Origin of the sequence: Actinoplanes sp. CA-142083 (genome assembly GCF_050942195.1) — a bacterium.
In the GTDB taxonomy this organism is placed as follows: Bacteria; Actinomycetota; Actinomycetes; order Mycobacteriales; family Micromonosporaceae; genus Actinoplanes.
The window spans coordinates 634,038-651,862 of the sequence record NZ_CP192076.1; the positions used below are offsets into that span (position 1 = coordinate 634,038).

Here is a 17,825-nt window from a genome sequence, read left to right on the forward strand (position 1 = left end):
AGTTTCGCGATCGTAGTGTGCGAACGGTTGATGTCCTACGCCGCCGTGAGCTTGTTGGAGGCGTCCAGGGCCCGCGTCGACCAGCGCACCGCGTCCATGTACTGACCGGCCAGGTCGAAGCTGCCGAACTCGCCGTTCTCGTACGCGTCGACCGCGCGCAGCACCCGGCCGAGCCGCCCGGTGCCCTCGGTGAGCGCCGCGACCAGGGCCGGGGCCAGCGGGAACTGGTCGGCCATGCCCTCCGGCGCGACGTCGAGCAGGTGGCCGACGCCGCTGATCACGCCGGCCATGAAGGCGGCGTCCGGCGACGCGCCGAACCAGGTGGCGATGTTCTCGCAGAGCCGGGCGCGGGTGAGCACGCCGAGCATCTGCTCCTCGGTGCCGTCGCCGATCTCGTCGAGCATCATCAGCAGCGCCCACTGCCGGATGTGCGGCAGGCCGACCATGACGACGGCCTGGCGCACCGAGGAGACCCGGTTGGCGTGGCCGGCCGCGACCGAGTTGCTGGCCCGCAGCACGCGCAGGGACAGCGGCGGGTCGCTGGCGATGATGCTGACGATCTTCTGCAGGTCGGGGTCGCCGGCGCTGAGCGCGCCGACCAGCTCGAGCCGGCGCAGCCGGGAGGGCGAGAGGCTGGCGACGGTCAGCACCTGGGGGTGGCTGAGCGCGTAGCCCTGCCGCAGCTCCATGGCGTACCGGTCGGCGATGGCGAGCTGCTCGGGGGTCTCGAGGCGCTCGGCCACGATCTGGATGTTGGGGTACTCGCGGCACGCGGCGACGATCTCGTCGAGGCGGGACAGGTCGCCGTCGAGGAGGTCGAGCTTCACGTACGAGGCGAGGCCGAACAGCACCTCGTGCCCGGATCCCCAGACGAAGTCGTCGAGCGCGAACCGGTAGCCGGCCTCGCTGAGCGCGGTGATCCCGGCGACGACCTGCTCGTCCATCTGCACGGTCTCGAGGACCTCGAGGACCACCTGCTCGGGGCCGAACGGCAATGCGATGTCGCCGACCAGGAACTCCCGGGTCAGGTTGATGAAGCACAACCGGTCGCCGGCGACCTCGCGGATGCCGAACTCGGTGAACGCGTTCACCATGACGGTGCTGGTCGCGTACGTGTCCTGGCGTCCCGCCGCGACCGCGTCCATGCTTCCGCGGAAGAGCAACTCATAGGCGACCACGCCGCCGTGCACGTCGAAGATGGGCTGTCGTCCGACGTGAACGAGCTGGGTGCCGTCCGCAGCAGCCGCCGTTGATTTCACACCGCTGCTATCGGTCGCCGCGGGCCCGACCTGACGAAATCCTCTGAGTTACCGCTCTGCCATCCACAACCGGTCGCCGGCCGCCAGCAGCAGCGAGCCGCCACGCCCGGCAACCGCGGTCGGAGGCGCGGGCGCCTCCGTCAAAACCCCGTCGATATACAGGCCATCGGCAACAACAGCGGGCTTTCCATCAACAACAGCCAGAGATCGTACGCCCGGAGCACCGTCCCCGAACGTGTCGCCGGCCGTCCAGGCGCCGTCGTGCCACCGCCAGAGCCCCAGCTTGGTACCGCGCACCCCGGCCGCCAGCAGATCGTCCCCGTCCCGGACAACCCGCTGCATCTCGTTGAAGCCGCCCGAAGCCGGCGGATCCTGGCGGGCCCACCGGCCGTCCCGGGAGACCCAGGCCGTGGCCCGCTGGTCGAGCACGCCACCGGCCCCGCCGACCACAACCCAGCTCCCGTCCGGCAGGGCCACCACGTCCCGGGCCACGGTTTCGCCGGCCAGCCCGGGAGCATCCTCAAAAATTGTGAAAGTCCGGTTATCACTGGAAAGCCACACGGCAGCCCCGGAAGACCGATTCCCGGCGATGGCGAAACCGGATGCGCCCCCGGCCAGCGGCCCCACGTCGACCGCCCGGTCGCCGCCGTAGGTCTCGAACGGCGCGGCGTTCTCGACCATGCGGCCGTCGACCAGGCGCCACGTGCTCACCCGGGGATTGCCGTGCGCGCCACCCGGCACCGCCCCGATCATCGCCACCCGGTCGCCGGCGCACGCAATCGAGTTGATCACCTCACGCGGCCCGTAGTAGCTGGCCGGCAGCGGCGCGAACGGCACCGCCGACCACGCGACCCCGTCGGCGCTGGTCCAGGCGCCCGGCCCGCTCCCGGCCCCGCCGACCGCCCACCACCGGTCGCCGCAGTCGGCCACGTCCCGCAGCACGGCCGGCCCGGGCAGGGCGATCTCGTGCCACTTGGGCGACGAGGGCTTGCTGCAAGCGCTGACCGATAGCACCGCCAGCACGGCAACAGCGCCGCAAGAAACCAATGGCCTCACGCAACCACCGAGCAATCTGCCGAAAATTCGAGACGAAGCCTTGTGGACTGCGTCACAGCAATCTTATGGTCACTCCACCTTCGAGCGTCCGTCCCGCTTGGAGCATCGCTCCCCGGAAGAAAGAACTGTCGATGTCGAGAGCCGCCTTAACAGCCGCCATAGCCGCCGGCGTCGCCCTTGCGGTCGGTGCGACCGGCGCCGCGTACGCGAAAACGCCCGTGACCATCAAAGGCACCCGAGCCGCCCTCGACCCGGCGCTCGTCGCCGGTCGCGGCGCCAGCGTCGCCTTCACCGAGCAGGAGGCCGAGACCGCCGCCACCAATGGCGCCGTGATCGGGCCCGACCGCACCGCCTACACCCTGCCCGCCGAGGCCTCCGGCCGCTCCGCGGTCAAGCTCGCCCCCGGCCAGTGGGTCGAGTTCACCCTGCCCAAGGCCACCAATGCGATCACGGTGCGGTACAGCATCCCGGACGCGCCGACCGGCGGCGGGATCACCGCGCCGCTCGCCGTCAAGGTCGGCAAGACCAGCCGGACCATGACGCTGACCTCGCAGTTCTCCTGGCTCTACAACCAATATCCGTTCAGCAACGACCCGAACGCGGGACTGCTGCACCCGGACTGGTGGATCACCGAGTGCGCGTGCGTGCCGGCCGCAACCACCCCGGCCCCGGTGATCACCACGCCGTTCCGGCCCAACCACTTCTACGACGAGCAGCGGCTGCTCCTGGGGAAGACCTACCAGGCCGGCGAGAAGATCCGCCTGACCGCGTCTTCGGCAGCGGCCTGGACCGTGATCGACCTGCTCGACACCGAGCTGGTCGGCGCGCCCAAGGTCAACCTGCTGGCCGCGAACGTGCTGCTGTTCGGCGCCGACCCGACCGGCCGGCGCGACTCGGCTCCGGCGTTCGACAAGGCGATCGCCTTCGCCAAGAAGACCAAGCTCAAGGTGTACGTGCCGCCGGGCACGTACCAGGTCAACCGGCACATCATCGTCGACAACGTGACGATCGAGGGCGCCGGCAACTGGTACACGATCATCAAGGGCTCGCAGGTCACCCTGCCGGCGCCGGCCCCAGACGGCTCGATCCACACCGGCGTCGGTTTTTATGGGGAAAACTCGCGGAATGTCGTTTTGAAGGACTTCGCGATCGAGGGCGATGTCCGGGAGCGCATCGACACCGACCAGGTCAACGGCATCGGCGGCGCGATGAGCGACTCGACGATCGACGGCCTCTACATCCACCACACCAAGGTCGGCCTCTGGTTCGACGGCCCGATGAGCAACGTCAAGGTCACCAACAACGTGATCGCCGACCAGATCGCCGACGGCCTCAACTTCCACATCGGGGTCACCGACTCGCTGGTCAAGAACAACTTCCTGCGCAACACCGGCGACGACGCGCTGGCGATGTGGTCGGAGAAGACGGCCAACGCGCGGAACACCTTCGACCACAACACGATCCAGACGCCGGTGCTCGCCAACGGCATCGCGATCTATGGCGGCACCGACAACACCGTCTCCAACAACCTGATCGCCGACCCGATCCGCGAGGGCAGCGCGCTGCACGCCGGCTCCCGCTTCGGCGCCGAGCCGTTCGCCGGGCACCTCTGGTTCACCGGCAACACCACGGTTCGCTCCGGCACCTACGAGCTCAACTGGAACATCGGGCTCGGGGCGATCTGGCTCTACGCGCTCGAGAAGAACATCGACGCCGACATCCAGGTCGTCGGCGACAACTTCCTGGACAGCACGTACAACGCGATCATGGAGGTCGCGGACTGGCCGGTGAAGGACCTGTACTCGATCACGAACGTGCACTTCAAGGACATCAAGATCGATGGCACGGGTACGAGTGTGCTGAGCGCCCGCGTCGGCGGGTCCGCCAGCTTCGAGAACGTCGACGCCCGCAACGTCGGCGCGGTCGGCATCAACAACTGCGGCCGGTTCAACTTCCCCGCCACCGGCTCCGAGTTCTCGGTGACCGACCTGGGCGGCAACGACGGCGGCTGGCTCGCGCCGTGGATGCTGCCCAACACGATCACCTGCGACGACCGCCCACCGGTCGTCGCGCCCCCCGCCCCCACCACCTGGTAACTCATCCCCAGTTCGCGGCCCTGCTCGTTGATTCGAGTGGGGCCGCTTGCTGTTGTAGCCTTGGCGGCCGAAGACCGGAGTCGGAGGATTTTTCGTGAGCCAAACCCTGCTGGTGACCGGGGGCGCCGGATTTGTCGGCACCAACCTCATCAAGGCCCTGCTCACGGACTTTCCGTCCGCCGCGATCGTCTCGGTCGACAACTACTTCACGGGCGTACCGGAGAATCACGTCAACGATCCCCGGGTGACCTATCTCGATGGCTCGACCGTCGACATCGCGAAGATCTGGGCCGAGCGCGGCTACCCCAGCCCCGAGATCGTCTTCCACCTGGGTGAGTACTCGCGCATCGTGCAGAGCTTCGACGACCACGACCTGACGTGGGAGTTCAACCTCCTCGGCACGATGGAGGTGGTCAAGTTCGCGTCCGCCAACGGGTCGAAACTGATCTACGCGGGCTCGAGCTCGAAGTTCGGCAACGACGGACAGGACGAAAACCTCAATCCGTACGCCTGGACCAAGGCGAAGAACATCGAGTACATCACGAACTACTCGTCGTGGTACGGCCTGGACTACGCGATCACGTACTTCTACAACGTGTACGGCCCCGGCCAGATCACCAGCGGCCGGTACGCCACCGTGATCGGCATCTTCGAGGACCACTACCTGCGCGGCGAGCCGCTGCCGGTGGTCTCGCCCGGCACCCAGACCCGCGACTTCACCCACGTCGACGACATCGTCCGGGGCATCGTGCTGGTCGCGCAGAAGGGCACCGGCGACGGTTACCTGCTCGGCGCCGGCCACGAGTGGCCGCTGATCGAGGTGGCGAAACTCTTCCGCAGCGAGTACAAGATGATCCCGGCCCTGCGCGGCGAGCGGGTGCGCGGCCAGGCCGACACCACCAAGGCCGGCGAGCTGGGCTGGCGCCCGACCCGCCACCTCGACGAGTACATCGGCTCGTTCATCGCCCGCCACCAGGCCGGAGAGCTGGCTCACTAAGAGGGGACGCGGCCCGGCGCGACCGGGTTGACTGGCGCGAGTGCGCCGTGCCCTGATCCCGCTGCTCGCCCTGGCCTGCGGTCTCACCGTGGCCAACCTCTACTACTCGCAACCCCTGCTCGACCTCATCGCCGACGCCTTCGGCGTGAGCGAGGGCGCGGCCACCGTCGTGGTCACGCTCACCCAGATCGGGTACGCGCTGGGCCTGCTTCTCTTGCTGCCGCTCGGTGATCTCGTCGAGAACCGGAAACTGACCTCCCTGCTCCTGGCCGGGACGGCTGCCTCGTTGCTCCTGGCGGCGCTCTCCCCGGCGTACACAATATTTTTGATTTTCTCGGTCTTGATCGGCGTGACCTCGGTGGTGGCGCAGATTCTGGTCCCGTTCGCCGCGCACCTGGCGCCCGAGCGCGAGCGCGGCGCGATCGTCGGCAAGGTGATGGGCGGCCTGCTGCTCGGGATCCTGCTGGCCCGCACGGTGTCGAGCTTCGTCGGCGGCCTGTGGGGATGGCGGGCCATATATTTTATTTCCGCGGTGCTGATGGTCCTGCTCGCGGTGGCGCTACGCCGGATGCTGCCCTCGCGGCCGCCGTCGCATGACGCGGGCTACCTTTCGCTGCTGCGCACGGTTTGGGATCTCGCCGTCTCGGAGCCGGCGCTGCGGCGGCGGGCGCTCTGCCAGGGCCTGCTCTTCGGGGCATTCAGCGCATATTGGACAGCGATCGCCTACGAGCTGATCGGCGAGCACGGTTTCTCCCAGTCCCAGATCGCGATCTTCGCCCTGGTCGGCGCGGGCGGCGCGGCGGCGGCGCCGATCGCCGGCAAGCTGGCCGACCACGGGTACGGGTCGTGGGGGAGCGGCGGCGCTCTGCTGCTCGCGGTGCTGATGGCGGCGCTGGCCGCGGCCGGCCATCGCAGCGTGATCCTGCTAGGCGTGGCCGGCGTCCTGCTCGACTTCGCGGTGCAGTCCCACGCCGTCATGAGCCAGCACGAGATCTACGCGCTACGTCCCGACGCCCGAGCCCGAGTAAACACCGTCTTCATGACCACCATCTTCACCGTCGGCGCACTGTCCTCGGCCCTGACCGGTTTGCTGCACCACCGCTACGGCTGGACCGGCGCGTGCGTCCTGGCCGCCACGCTGGCCCTGGCCGGCTTCACGGTGTGGGCGGTTGGGCGGTGGCGCGCGACCCTCCCGGTGCGCGAGGCGGCCAACAGCTGACGTCGCGGATCGAAACCCCGGGATGCTGCAAATCGAAAGTCAACCCCCGCGCAGATCGAAAGCCAACTACCTGCTCACCGGATCATCGCGGCTGTTCGGCATGGTCGCCGCCCCGGACGCGCTGCCCGGCCGGATGGAGACCGTGGAGCTCTGGCACCGATGCGCGGGCGCTGCTTCGTCCGGGCTCGTCATTCGGCCCGTTGCTCGAATCATTCGTCCTGTCCGAGCTATCTCGCCAGCTGACCTGGTCCGCGGAGCTCGCCGACCTGTCTCATTACCGCGACCAGGCCAGGTACGAGGTCGACGCGGTCCTCGAGAACAGATCCGGCCGCGTCGTCGGCATCGAGATCAAAGCGGCCTCAACTGTCGGTCCGGACGACTTCCGTGGACTGCGCCGACTGGCTGAGCGCCTCGGTGACGACTTTGTTGCCGGAATCGTGCTCTACCCCGGAACCTCCACCCTGCCGTTCGGCGACAAACTGCGCGCCATGCCGGTCAGCGCGTTGTGGCAGGTGCCCGCCCCGGCGCGAGACTGACGGCGAGTCTTCTCGGGCCCGGGCGCGGGGCGGCCGGAATGCGTGGGCGCCGATATGGTCGGGCGTTGTGGGTCAGGCTGTCGCGGTTCTGCTGTTCGTGCCCTTCATCGTCGGGACGGTGCTGGCCTTCGCCGCCGTGATCCGGCGGCTGCTCGGCGTGCGTGTCGGGTGGCTGCGGACGCTGCTGGCGTCCGTGCTGGCGCTGGTGATCACCGCGCCGATCCTGGCGGCGCTCGCGCCCGAGGATCCGGCGTCGGTCAGCGGCGGGGAAGCGGTTCTGCTGGCCGCGACGTCGGTGGTCGTGGCCGCCTTGCTGGCCATGTCGGCGCTGGTGATCCTCGAGGTGCTGCTACCGACCGGGTCGCTGCCGGGCCCGGTGGAGATGTGGCGCGGCACCCGGCGGCGGGTGGCGCGCGGCCGCAGGTACTCCACGATCGTGCGCATCGTGCTGCGGCACGGCCTCGGCCGTTTCCTGCGGGGGCGGCCTGGTTCCGGGCCGAAGTCGGCGGCGGCCCGGCGACGTCTGGCCCGGTCGTTGCGGGAGGCGCTGGACGAGGCCGGCGTGACCTTCGTGAAGCTCGGCCAGCTGCTCTCCACCCGCGGCGAGCTGCTGCCCGTCGAGTTCGTCGAAGAGTTGACGGTGCTTCAGGACCGGGCGGCGCCGGTGCCGTGGGACGACATCGCCGCGGTGCTCGCGGCCGAGCTCGGGCGGCCGGTCGGCGAGGCCTTCGCCGAGATCGACCATGAGCCGATCGCGGCGGCCTCGGTGGCGCAGGTGCACGCGGCCCGGCTGCCGGACGGCACGCCGGTGGTGGTCAAGGTGCAGCGGCCGGGCATCGCCGTGATCGTCGAGCGCGATCTGGACATCCTGCTGCGGCTCGCCGGCACGCTCGAAGATCGCACCTCCTGGGGCCGTTCCTTCGGTGCCCGCGGTCTCGCGCTGGGCTTCGCCGAGGCCCTGCGCGAGGAGCTCGACTTCACGATCGAGCGGGACAACCTGCAGACCATGGCCGCTGCGCTCGAAACCTCCCCGGACCGCGGGGTGCGCGTGCCCACGCCGTACGTGTCAATCAGCTCTGAACGCGTGCTGGTGATGCGTCGCCTGCCGGGAACTCCTTTGGGTGCGGCCGGGCCGCAGCTGGCGCGGCTGGGCGACGAGCGGCGCGACACGATCGCGGCGAACCTGCTCGACAGCATGCTCGACCAGATGCTCGTGTACGGAAACTTCCACGTCGACCTGCACCCCGGCAACCTGCTCGTGGACGACGACGGCTCGCTCGGCATGCTCGACCTCGGCTCGGTCGGCCGCCTCGACGCCGTGACCAGAAATGCGATCGGGCACCTCCTCGCGGCCGTCGGCCGGGGCGACTCGGTGGCGGCCAGCGACGCGCTGCTGCGGCTGGTCGACCATCCCGAGGAGGTGGATGAGCGCGAGCTGCAGCGCACGGTCGGCATCCTCATCGTCCGGTATGCCACCCCGGGCAGCACCGCCGGCATGGCCGCGGTGGGTGCATTGCTGAGGACCTTCACGTCGTACGGCCTGGGCGTGCCGGCCCCGGTCGCGGCGGTGTTCCGGGCCTTCGCGACGCTCGAAGGCACACTCGGACTCCTCCGGCCGGGCTTCGACCTGATCGGCCAGGCCCGGGTCGCCGGCGCCCGGCGGATCGCGGAAACCCTCGCGCCGGACCGCCTGCGGGGAACCTTCGAGGAGGAGCTCGCCGCGCTGCTGCCGATGCTGCGCGGCCTCCCGCGCCGGATCGACCGGATCGGCGAGGCCGTCGAGCACGGCCGGCTCCGCTTCAACGTCCGCCTGTTCGCCGACGACCGGGACCGGCTGCTCGTGACCGGCCTGCTCCACCAGGCGCTGCTGACCATCATCGGCGCGACCTGTGGCGTGATGGCCACCCTGCTGCTCGGCGCGGGCAACGGCCCACGGATCAGCGAGGGCGTCGCTCTCTTCCCGCTGATCGGCTACGGGCTGCTGGTCGTCGCCGTCGTACTCGTACTCCGCGTTCTTGTCGTGATCTTCCGGCGTGATTGAGCGTTAGGCTCTTTCGATGACGATCGGAGTCGGCGTTGTCGGGTTCGGCTGGATGGGTCAGGTGCACACGCGGTCGTACCTTCGGGTCCCGCACCACTACTCCGATGCGCCGCCGGTCACCCTCGTGGCCGTCGCCGACGATGTGCCCGGCCGGGCCGCGGCCGCCGCCGAGCGCTACGGCGTTGCCGGGTCCACCCTTGACTGGCATGACTTGCTCGACGATCCACGCATCCAGGCGGTCAGCATCACACTGCCCAACTTCCTGCACCGCGAGGTGGGCGCCGCCTTCGCCGCCGCCGGCAAGCACATCTGGATCGAGAAGCCGGTCGGCATCTCCGCGGATGACGCACGAGCGGTCGCGGGCCCGGGCCAGGTCGCCGTGGGCTTCAATTACCGGAACGCGCCCGCCGTGGAAAAAGCACGAGAAATTCTCCGCGAGGGACAAATCGGAAATGTTACTCATGCGCGCGTGCGGCTGCTCAGCGACTACGCCGCCCACCCCGATGGCGCGCTGAGCTGGCGGTTCGAGCGGGAGCGCGGCGGCAACGGCGTCCTGGGTGACCTCGGCTCGCACGGCGTCGACCTGATCCGCTACCTGCTCGGCGAGATCGACGCCGTCTTCGCCGACACCGCGATCTTCGTGCCCACGCGCCCGCGCCCGTCGGCCGCCACCGCCGGGCATGAGTAGCCCTGTGTCAACCCGTCGCGGTTTGGTCTTGGTTGAGGAGGCGTTGGAGGGCTCGGTGCTGGTCGGGGTCGTAGGTGGTGTTGGTGGTCCAGCATTTCCAGATGATGTCGAGCCAGGCTTTGGCCAGGATGCGGACGGCGTGGGGATGGTCGTGGCCGCGGTTGCGGGCGCGGTTGTAGAGGTCGGCGGCCCAGGGGTTGGCGCGGCGGCTGTCGCCGGCGAAGTCGCAGACGGCGTCGCGCAGTTGTTTGTCGACAGCCCAGCGGAACGCGACGACGCGGGCTTTGCCGGATTGCCGGGTGGAGGGTGCGACTCCGGCGAGGCAGGCCAGCGAGGCCGCGGTGGGGAATCTGCCGCGGGCGTCACCGATCTCGGCGAGCAGCCGGGCGGCGCGGACCGTGCCCGAGCGGGGCAGGCTGGTGAAGATTCGCCGGTCGGGGTGCAGGGCGAGGGCTTCGCTGATCTGCTGCGCCAGGGCCTCGATCTGAGTAGTGATCGTGTGCAGCGTGCTGAGGTAGGCGTGGGTGATGCCGGCCAGGGCGCGGCCGTGCTCACCGGCGACGCCGGCCGGCGCGGCGGTGATGCGCTGGTGCAGCACGGCGGGATCGACGCGTCCGCAGTAGCCGACGCTGCTCAGCCAGGCGGTCAGGCGTTTCGGCGAGAGCCAGTCGAGGGCGTCCTGGGTGTCGAAGCGGGTCACGAACTGCAGGCTGATCGCGGAGTCGAGGTCGCGGAACAGGTCGATGACCGCGGGCAGCGCGGTCTGCAGATGGGCGCGCAGCTGGTTGGTGACGGCGACGCGGTGGGCGACGAGGTCTTTGCGTGTCCGGACCAGTTTGCGCAGCGTGGTCGTGGCCGGGCTGTCGAGCAGCAGTGGTGTCAACCGGCGCTGGTCGGTGCGCACGGTGTCGGCCAGGACGTAGGCGTCGAACCGGTCGTCCTTGTTACCGGCCGAGCCGTAACGCTGCCGCAAGGCCTTGACCTGCGACGGCGGGACCACGAAGACGGTGCGGCCGGCAGCGAGCAACGCGTCGACCACGGGTCCGTCACCGCGTTCGATACCGATCGCGTCCACACCATGGCGGTCCAGGACCGCGTTGAGCCGGGCCAGGCCGGCCTTGCTGTGAGCCACGGTGAATCGTTCGATCGGCTCGCCGTCACTGTCGATGATGCAGACGGCGTGGTTGTCCTTCGCCCAGTCGATACCGGCCGTGACCGCTCGCCTCACGCCGGGGGTGTCCTGCACACTCATTGTTGCCTCTCCGCTGCGCTACCAGTGGGGAAGCACCTGGCGGTTCCGGGACACCGCAGCCGGTTGCTCATTGAGCGGCGTTCGCAGACGCATAGCCCTGTGGCCGATCGGGGTGTCCCGGGCCGTCGGGCCTCGCAGAACTCATGCTGGACCTCGAAGGTCGAGCGAGCAGGGCGATGGCCCGAGGGTCACCGGTGCACTCGAACCAACATCAGCTCGAGTGGAACAAGGGTGCACCAATGAGCGGGGGAGTGGCGAGCCCGGTCCCGTCGAGAACGACGACTGGCTCGGCGCGATGCTGCGCATGACGAACGGCGCCCGCGTCACGCTCGAGGCGAGCCGGATTGCGGTGGGCGAGCAGAACAACTACGGCTTCGAGATCCACGGCACGGCCGGCGCTCTCTTCTGGGACTTCCGGCGGATGGGTGAGCTGGGGCTGAGCATCGGCTCGTCCTATCAGGACGAACCCGTGCGCACCCTTTTCGCCGGCCCCGCCGACGGGGAGTTCGGGGCGTTCCAGCCGGGCGCCGGCATCGCGATGGGCTACGACGATCTCAAGGTCATCGAGGCGTACCGCTTCCTGCGCTCGATCGCCGACGGCCGCCCGTACGGTGCGACGCTGGACGACGCGATCCGCAGCGCCGAGACGCTCGACGCCATGGAGAAATCGGTCGCGTCGGGCGGTTGGGTCACCCTTCCCCGGGCTTGATGCGCCTTGACTACATCGACACAAGTCGATACGGTGCCGAGTCAGGAAAGCGCTTACCTGCCCCGTCCCCAAGCGGGCCGCTCCCCCGGTCTGGGTGAACAACCACATCGGAGGTATCTGATGTCCACCCGTTCCTGGCGCACTCCGCTCCTCGCCGCCGGCGTGGCCGCAGCCACCGCGGTCGCCCTGCTGTCCTACGCCCCCGCCGCCTCGGCCGCCACCTTCAACCAGGAGGGCTGGTCGACCCAGGGCGGCGGCACCAGCGGCGGCTCGGCCGGCACCACGGTCACCGTCACCAGCCTGTCGGCGCTGACCACCGCGGCGAAGGCCGGCACCTCGCAGACCGTCCGGGTCAGCGGCAACTTCAGCTGCTCGGCCGACGTCACCGTCGCGTCCAACAAGACGATCATCGGGGTCGGCTCGAGCTCCGGCCTCACCGGCTGCGGCTTCAAAATCAACGACGTCAACAACGTCGTCATCCGCAACCTCCGCATCGCGAAGGTGAAGGCCGGCAACGGCAACGGCGACGCGATCCACATCGACGGCGCCACGCACGTCTGGGTCGACCACAACGACCTGTCCAGCGACACCAGCAGCGGCACCGACTACTACGACGGCCTGGTCGACATCACGCACGCCGCCGACTACATCACCGTGTCCTGGAACTACGAGCACGACCACATCAAGTGCAACCTGCTCGGGCACTCCGACGACAACGCCTCCGAGGACACCGGCCACCTGCGGGTCACCTATCACCACAATTACTTCCGCAACTGTGACCAGCGCGGTCCCCGCGTGCGTTTCGGCAACCCGGTGCACGTCTACAACAACTACTACTACAACAGCGGCACGTACGGCGTCGCCACCACCTGCAACGCGGGCGTGTACGTCGAGCGCAACTACTTCGAGAACACCCCGAACACAGTGGTCACCTCGACGGGTTCCTCGCCGGCCGGCAACGTCAAGCTGCTCAACAACTACCTGGTGAACTCGGGCACGCCCGCCACCCGCAACGGCGCGAGCGTGGCCGCGATCCCGTACTCGTACACGGTCGACGCGAACAGCAGCGTGAAGTCGATCGTCACCGCGAGCGCGGGCACCGGCAAGATCTGATCCCCCGTCCCCTGAGAAAAGCGAAGCCGGGAGGCAGCCACCGCACCTCCCGGCTTCGCCCTGCCCGAGGCCTGTGGACAACCGCCGAAAAGTGTCAGAACCTCATGCTTGAATCCACCCCACCCAACAGCGGGTGGGGTGGCAGCGCCCGGCCACAAGATCGGACTCGCGCCGCGAGCGGCACGCGGATCGAGGCCGCGCCGCAAGCGGCATGCGGACGTTGGGGCCGTGCGGCGAGCGGGGTCTGGGTCGAGCCGGCGTTGATGAAGCGGCGTGCGTTACGAGCGGCGGCTCATCAAAGCTCGGCGGCGGGTCAGCCGAGCAGGCGGCGGAGGAACTCCTTGAAAGCGTCCTGAGCGCCAGGCAAAGCGGCAGCCGGGTCGGGCGAGCGGGCCACCAGGATCGCGGCCTCGTTCACCGCGGCCACGACCAAGTGGGCGAAGACGTCCACGTGCCGAGGGTCGACGCGGCCCGCGTCCGCCGCGGCGGCGATCGCCATGCGGAACTGGCCGAGGACGTTTTCCTCGTCCAGCTCGCGCCAGCGTTGCCAGCCGAGCACGGCGGGGGCGTCGGTCAGGACGATCTGCTGGACCTCGGGGTCGCCGGCCATGCGGATCCAGGCCAGGCAGGCCACGCCGATCGCCTCGACCGGGTCAGAGAGGCCCGCCACCGAGCCGGCGATCTCGGCGACCACGCGCACCTCCAGCTCCTGGAAGACGGCGAGAAAGAGCGCCTCCTTGCCGGGGAAGTGGTGGTAGAGCGAGCCGCGACTCACGCCGGTCTCCTGGAGCACCGCCTCGATCGACGTGCCCTCGTAGCCCTGCGTCGCGAAGAGCCGGGTGGCGACCCGGACCAGATGCTCGCGGGTCTCGCGGCCGCGTGCCACGTTCCTGTTCACGTGCTCCCTCTCATTGACAGACCGACCGTCGGTCTAGAAGATGTAGACCGACAGTCGGTTTCTGACCGTACCAACCCGCAGTCCGGGGAGGAACGAACATGGCACAACCACTGATCGCGACGACGTCGAGGGGCCCGGCCGGCTATCTCGACACGGGGGACGGGCCGGGCGAGGCCGCGCTGTTCATCCACGGGGCCGGCACCGGCAGCAGCCTCTGGAGCGGCGTCATCGACCTGATCGGCAGCGAGCGGCGCTGCGTCGCCGTCGACCTGCCGCTGCACGGGCGCACGCCGCCGGCCGCCTCCTACGAGCTCGGCGAGACCGCCGACTTCGTGGCCGCCTTCTGCGACGCGCTGGGCCTCACCGGCATCGACCTGGTCGCCAACGACACCGGTGGGGCGATCGCGCAGATCTTCGCGGCCCGCCACCCGGAGCTGCTGCGGTCGATCACGCTCACCAACTGCGACACGATCGGCAACCTGCCGCCACGGCTGTTCGCTCCGGCGGTGTGGCTGGCCCGGGCGCGGCTGCTCGCCCCGCTGCAGCGCTTGTTCCTGCGCGATCCCCAGCGGGCGCGGCGCGTGCTCTACGGGCCCGGCCTGCAGGATGTCGAGGCGCTGCCGATGGCGACCGTCCGGCAATGGCTGGCGCCGCTCTCCAGCAAGCGGGCTCGCGAGATGGAGCGCTGGCTGGCCGCGATCCGGGAGCGGGACCTCGTGGCGGAAAAGCCGGCGCTGGCCCGGCTCGACGTGCCTACCCAGCTCGTCTGGGGCACCGGTGATGCGTTTTTCGCGCTCGATCGGGCGTACGAGCTGAGGAATTTGATCCCCGGCGTGCGTGAGGTGGTCGAGGTGCCGGACGCCAAGCTGTTCTTTCCGGCCGAAAGGCCGGCGGATCTCGCGGAGCCGCTGCTGCGCTTCTGGAAAGGGCTAGGCCCAAGCTAGTCCTCGGAGCGGATCCGCAGTTGGGGAGTGCCGGCGGCGCAGGAGAGCTCGACCTTGACGCGGTCGTGGTTGTCGCTGACGCCGCGGAACTCGCCTTCGCGGTCGTTCTGCTCGTGGATCGCGAAGCCCTGCGCGGGTGCCATCGTGAGGATCCGTTCGCAGGTGGCGACGACCGTGCCGCCGCGAGTGCTGAAAGACTGTTTCGAGGCGATGGGCGCGGACGACATCTCGGAAACGTGCGGCGTGGGGGAGGACTCGCCGAGGGCGCGCAGCACCTCCTCCTGGCTGATCGGCGTGCCCTGCCGGGAGGTCAGGCCCGCGCCCACGACGCCGACCCCGACGACGCCGACGAGGATGGCGAGCACCGCCGCCAGGATCCACCCGGCGACGATGACCATGGGCTTGCGCCCCAGCCGATCCAAGAACCCCATGCCGCGACTATGCGCCCTCGCGCCCTAAGGCGGGCACCCGGTAGGGATAAAGGACGGTTAAGGACCCGGCACGCCCGCGTTCGCAGCGGCTAGCGTGCAGCCGTGGCGAGACTCCTGCTCATCGAGGACGACCCGGCGATCCGGCAGACGCTGCTGCGTGCCCTGCGCGAGCGCGGCCACGCCGTGGCGGCGGCGCCGGCGGCGATGGAGGGCCTGCAGACCGCGCTGGCCGAACGGCCCGACCTGATCGTCCTCGACCTCGGCCTGCCCGACCTCGACGGCCGCGAGCTGCTGCGGATGCTTCGCGCGGTGAGCACGGTGCCGGTGATCGTCGCGACCGCCCGGGACGAGGAGGCGTCGATGGTCCAGCTGCTCGACGCCGGGGCCGACGACTACGTGGTCAAGCCGTACACGGCCGCGCAGCTCGACGCCCGGATCCGGGCGGTGTTGCGGCGGGTGGGCTCGACGGTGGCTTCGGAGCTGGTCATCGGTGGACTGCGGATCGATGCGGCGGCCCGCACGGTGTTCCTGGACGGCGTCGAGGTGGAGCTGACGCCGCGCGAGTTCGACCTGCTGCACCATCTCGCGGGCAAGGCCGGGCAGGTGGTCAGCAAGCGGGAGCTGCTCACCGAGGTGTGGCAGGTGCCCTACGGCAGCACCGACAAGACGGTCGACGTCCACCTGTCCTGGCTGCGACGCAAGCTGGGCGAAACCGCGCAGGTGCCGCGCTATCTGCATACCGTCCGAGGAGTTGGCGTACGGCTGAGCGAGCCGTCATGAGGGCGCGACTGACCCTTCTGGTCGCGGCGACCACGGTGCTGGTTCTGCTGGCCTTTCTGGTGCCGGTGGCTCTTCTCGTACGGCAGGTCGCGGCCGATCGTGCGCTGAGCCGGGCCGACGACGTGGTGCAGACGATCGTGCCGCTGGTCGGCGACCAGGAGGCGCTTCGCTTGGCGGTAACGGTTCAACCCGTACCCGTCACGGTTTTTCTCCCCGACGGGAGCGTGATCGGTGCGCCGGCCGCGACCACCGCGGCGGTTCGCCTGGCCGTCCTGCGCGGCCAGGCGCTGACGGTGGACACCCCGGACGGTCAGGAGCTGGTGGTCCCGGTCGTCGGCGTCGGCGGGACCTCGGTCGTGCGCACGGTGGTCTCCGACGCGTCGCTCAACCGCGGGGTGCATCGGGCCTGGCTTGTGCTGTTCGCGCTGGGGGCCGCGCTGGTCCTGCTCGGTCTGCTGGTGGCGGATCGCCTGGCGCGGACCCTGATCGCGCCGATCACGCAGCTGTCGGGGGTGTCGCATCGGCTGGCTTCGGGGGATCTGACGGCGCGGGCGCTGCCGAATGGTCCGGCGGAGGTTCGCGAGGTGGCGGGGGCGCTCAACCAGCTGGCCGGGCGGATTCAGGATCTGCTGGCGGCGGAGCGCGAGAGGGTTGCCGACTTGTCGCATCGGTTGCGGACGCCGCTGACGGCGCTGCGGCTGGAGGCGGAATCGTTGCGCGACCCGGCCGAGTCGGAGCGAGTCTCGGCCGCGGCGGACGCGTTGGCGCGCGCGGTGACGGTGGTGATCCAACAGGCGCGCGCCGTTCCTTCGCCCTGTGACGCGGCTGTGGTCGTCGCCGATCGGGTCGCGTTCTGGGCGGTGCTGGCCGAGGACACCGGGCGGACGATGACGCGGTCGCTGCCTTCCTCGCCGCTGCCGGTTGCTGTCGCCGCGGACGAATTGGCGGCGGCGTTGGATGCGCTTCTCGAGAACGTCTTCGCGCATACGCCGGACGGGACTGCTTTTGCGGTGTCGCTGACGGCTCGGCCGGGTGGGGGAGCGGTGCTCGAGGTCGCGGACGAAGGGCCGGGCTTCTCTGCTTCGGCAGCTTCCCGGGGTTCGTCGGCGGGCGGGTCGACGGGTCTCGGGCTCGACATCGCACGGCAGGTGGCCGAAGTCTTCGACGTCAAAACCTCCGCCTCCGGCGGCGCGGTGGTCCGGCTCGAGATTTCCTGATTTTTCGGGTACGGGTGGACAAGCGCGCCCTCCGCTGTCGGCCGAAGGGCGCGCTTCGCGTGTGCGGTCAGTCGTCAGAGCCGTGGCCGCCGCTGCCGTGATCGTCACCGGCTTCCCGGCCCTTGCCGCTGCGGTCGCTCCGGTCCTTCCGCTCCTTCCGCTCTTTCCGGTCACCGCCGTGGTCGTCGCCGGGCTCGGCGTGGCGGCCGTGGTCGTCGCCCGGCTCGGCCCGCCGGCCGTGGTCGTCGCTGGTGCGGCGGGTGGCGGGCGTGGTCGTGCTCGGGCTCGGCGCGGGCCCCGCCTTCGCCGTCACTGTCGCCGTAGGCGCAACACCCGGGTCATCCTGCCCGGCGGCCATGGCAGTCCCCGCCAGCCCCAGAGCGGCCAGACTCCCCGCGACCACCACGGCAACAAGACGCTTCCTGTTCATGCGGTTGACCTCCCAGTCGATTCCGTTGCCGGAAACGATCGCCGGAGGCCGGCTATGGGCACGCTGCACCAGCGTTAAGCGCCGGCTAAAGCCCGCGAGCAACTCGTCGACCGCCAGCGACACATCTCGTCGCGACGTTGGCGGCCTTCTGTTGGTTGC

The 17,825-nt window shown here is 69.7% G+C and carries 16 protein-coding genes and 1 pseudogene; 11 read left to right on the forward strand and 6 right to left on the reverse strand.

Annotated elements, in window-relative coordinates; all coding sequences use genetic code 11:
- Positions 1-35: 35 nt before the first annotated feature.
- A complete protein-coding gene (locus tag ACQPZX_RS02975; protein ID WP_433373973.1) occupies positions 36-1,259 on the reverse strand; it encodes an EAL and HDOD domain-containing protein in 1,224 nt (407 codons plus the stop codon).
- Positions 1,260-1,307: 48 nt separating this feature from the next.
- The gene (locus ACQPZX_RS02980) at positions 1,308-2,282 is read right to left on the reverse strand and encodes a hypothetical protein (protein ID WP_433373976.1); all 975 of its coding nucleotides are present in this window, start codon (positions 2,280-2,282) and stop codon (positions 1,308-1,310) included.
- A gap of 164 nt (positions 2,283-2,446) precedes the next feature.
- Between ACQPZX_RS02980 and ACQPZX_RS02985 the strand changes: the two genes are divergently transcribed.
- The 6 genes and pseudogenes from ACQPZX_RS02985 (at position 2,447) to ACQPZX_RS03010 (ending at position 9,892) form a co-directional block, all read left to right on the forward strand.
- Positions 2,447-4,411 (forward strand): glycosyl hydrolase family 28-related protein, encoded by a 1,965-nt coding sequence (locus ACQPZX_RS02985; protein WP_433373978.1) that lies wholly within the window; start codon positions 2,447-2,449, stop codon positions 4,409-4,411.
- Positions 4,412-4,505: 94 nt separating this feature from the next.
- Positions 4,506-5,408 (forward strand): NAD-dependent epimerase/dehydratase family protein, encoded by a 903-nt coding sequence (locus ACQPZX_RS02990; protein WP_433373981.1) that lies wholly within the window; start codon positions 4,506-4,508, stop codon positions 5,406-5,408.
- A gap of 40 nt (positions 5,409-5,448) precedes the next feature.
- The gene (locus tag ACQPZX_RS02995) at positions 5,449-6,627 is read left to right on the forward strand and encodes an MFS transporter (RefSeq protein WP_433373984.1); all 1,179 of its coding nucleotides are present in this window, start codon (positions 5,449-5,451) and stop codon (positions 6,625-6,627) included.
- A 155-nt stretch (positions 6,628-6,782) separates the two neighbouring features.
- Positions 6,783-7,163, forward strand: a pseudogene (locus tag ACQPZX_RS03000) (DUF4143 domain-containing protein); the annotation flags it as partial.
- 67 nt (positions 7,164-7,230) lie between these two features.
- A complete protein-coding gene (locus ACQPZX_RS03005) occupies positions 7,231-9,204 on the forward strand; it encodes an ABC1 kinase family protein (protein ID WP_433373986.1) in 1,974 nt (657 codons plus the stop codon).
- Between the two features lie 16 nt (positions 9,205-9,220).
- The gene (locus tag ACQPZX_RS03010) at positions 9,221-9,892 is read left to right on the forward strand and encodes a Gfo/Idh/MocA family protein (RefSeq protein WP_433373989.1); all 672 of its coding nucleotides are present in this window, start codon (positions 9,221-9,223) and stop codon (positions 9,890-9,892) included.
- Between the two features lie 7 nt (positions 9,893-9,899).
- Here the strand turns inward: ACQPZX_RS03010 and ACQPZX_RS03015 are convergent, their stop codons facing one another.
- Positions 9,900-11,144, reverse strand: coding sequence for an IS110 family transposase (locus ACQPZX_RS03015; RefSeq protein WP_433359721.1), 1,245 nt, complete (start codon positions 11,142-11,144; stop codon positions 9,900-9,902).
- A gap of 220 nt (positions 11,145-11,364) precedes the next feature.
- Here ACQPZX_RS03015 and ACQPZX_RS03020 point away from each other — a divergent pair, with 220 nt between their 5' ends.
- Positions 11,365-11,853 carry a Gfo/Idh/MocA family oxidoreductase gene (locus ACQPZX_RS03020; RefSeq protein ID WP_433373992.1) on the forward strand — a complete coding sequence of 163 codons (489 nt, stop codon included), beginning with the start codon at positions 11,365-11,367 and terminating at the stop codon, positions 11,851-11,853.
- A 120-nt stretch (positions 11,854-11,973) separates the two neighbouring features.
- Positions 11,974-12,966, forward strand: coding sequence for a pectate lyase family protein (locus tag ACQPZX_RS03025; protein ID WP_433373994.1), 993 nt, complete (start codon positions 11,974-11,976; stop codon positions 12,964-12,966).
- A 313-nt stretch (positions 12,967-13,279) separates the two neighbouring features.
- Here the strand turns inward: ACQPZX_RS03025 and ACQPZX_RS03030 are convergent, their stop codons facing one another.
- Entirely contained in the window at positions 13,280-13,864 is a 585-nt protein-coding gene (locus ACQPZX_RS03030; protein ID WP_433373997.1) for a TetR/AcrR family transcriptional regulator, read from the reverse strand.
- A 98-nt stretch (positions 13,865-13,962) separates the two neighbouring features.
- Here ACQPZX_RS03030 and ACQPZX_RS03035 point away from each other — a divergent pair, with 98 nt between their 5' ends.
- The gene (locus ACQPZX_RS03035) at positions 13,963-14,808 is read left to right on the forward strand and encodes an alpha/beta fold hydrolase (RefSeq protein WP_433374000.1); all 846 of its coding nucleotides are present in this window, start codon (positions 13,963-13,965) and stop codon (positions 14,806-14,808) included.
- Here ACQPZX_RS03035 and ACQPZX_RS03040 read toward each other — a convergent pair.
- Positions 14,805-15,239: a hypothetical protein gene (locus tag ACQPZX_RS03040; RefSeq protein ID WP_433374003.1), complete on the reverse strand. Its 435-nt coding sequence runs from the start codon at positions 15,237-15,239 to the stop codon at positions 14,805-14,807. The two genes, ACQPZX_RS03035 and ACQPZX_RS03040, sit on opposite strands and share 4 nt — an antisense overlap.
- Positions 15,240-15,341: 102 nt before the next feature.
- Here ACQPZX_RS03040 and ACQPZX_RS03045 point away from each other — a divergent pair, with 102 nt between their 5' ends.
- Positions 15,342-16,019 (forward strand): response regulator transcription factor, encoded by a 678-nt coding sequence (locus tag ACQPZX_RS03045; protein ID WP_433374005.1) that lies wholly within the window; start codon positions 15,342-15,344, stop codon positions 16,017-16,019.
- Positions 16,016-17,236 carry a HAMP domain-containing protein gene (locus tag ACQPZX_RS03050; RefSeq protein ID WP_433374008.1) on the forward strand — a complete coding sequence of 407 codons (1,221 nt, stop codon included), beginning with the start codon at positions 16,016-16,018 and terminating at the stop codon, positions 17,234-17,236. Before ACQPZX_RS03045 ends, ACQPZX_RS03050 begins: the two co-directional genes overlap by 4 nt.
- A gap of 67 nt (positions 17,237-17,303) precedes the next feature.
- On the opposite strand, the gene ACQPZX_RS03055 is transcribed toward ACQPZX_RS03050, so the two are convergent.
- Complete coding sequence (locus ACQPZX_RS03055) at positions 17,304-17,789, reverse strand: hypothetical protein (RefSeq protein WP_433374011.1); 486 nt, start codon at positions 17,787-17,789, stop codon at positions 17,304-17,306.
- Positions 17,790-17,825: the final 36 nt, after the last annotated feature.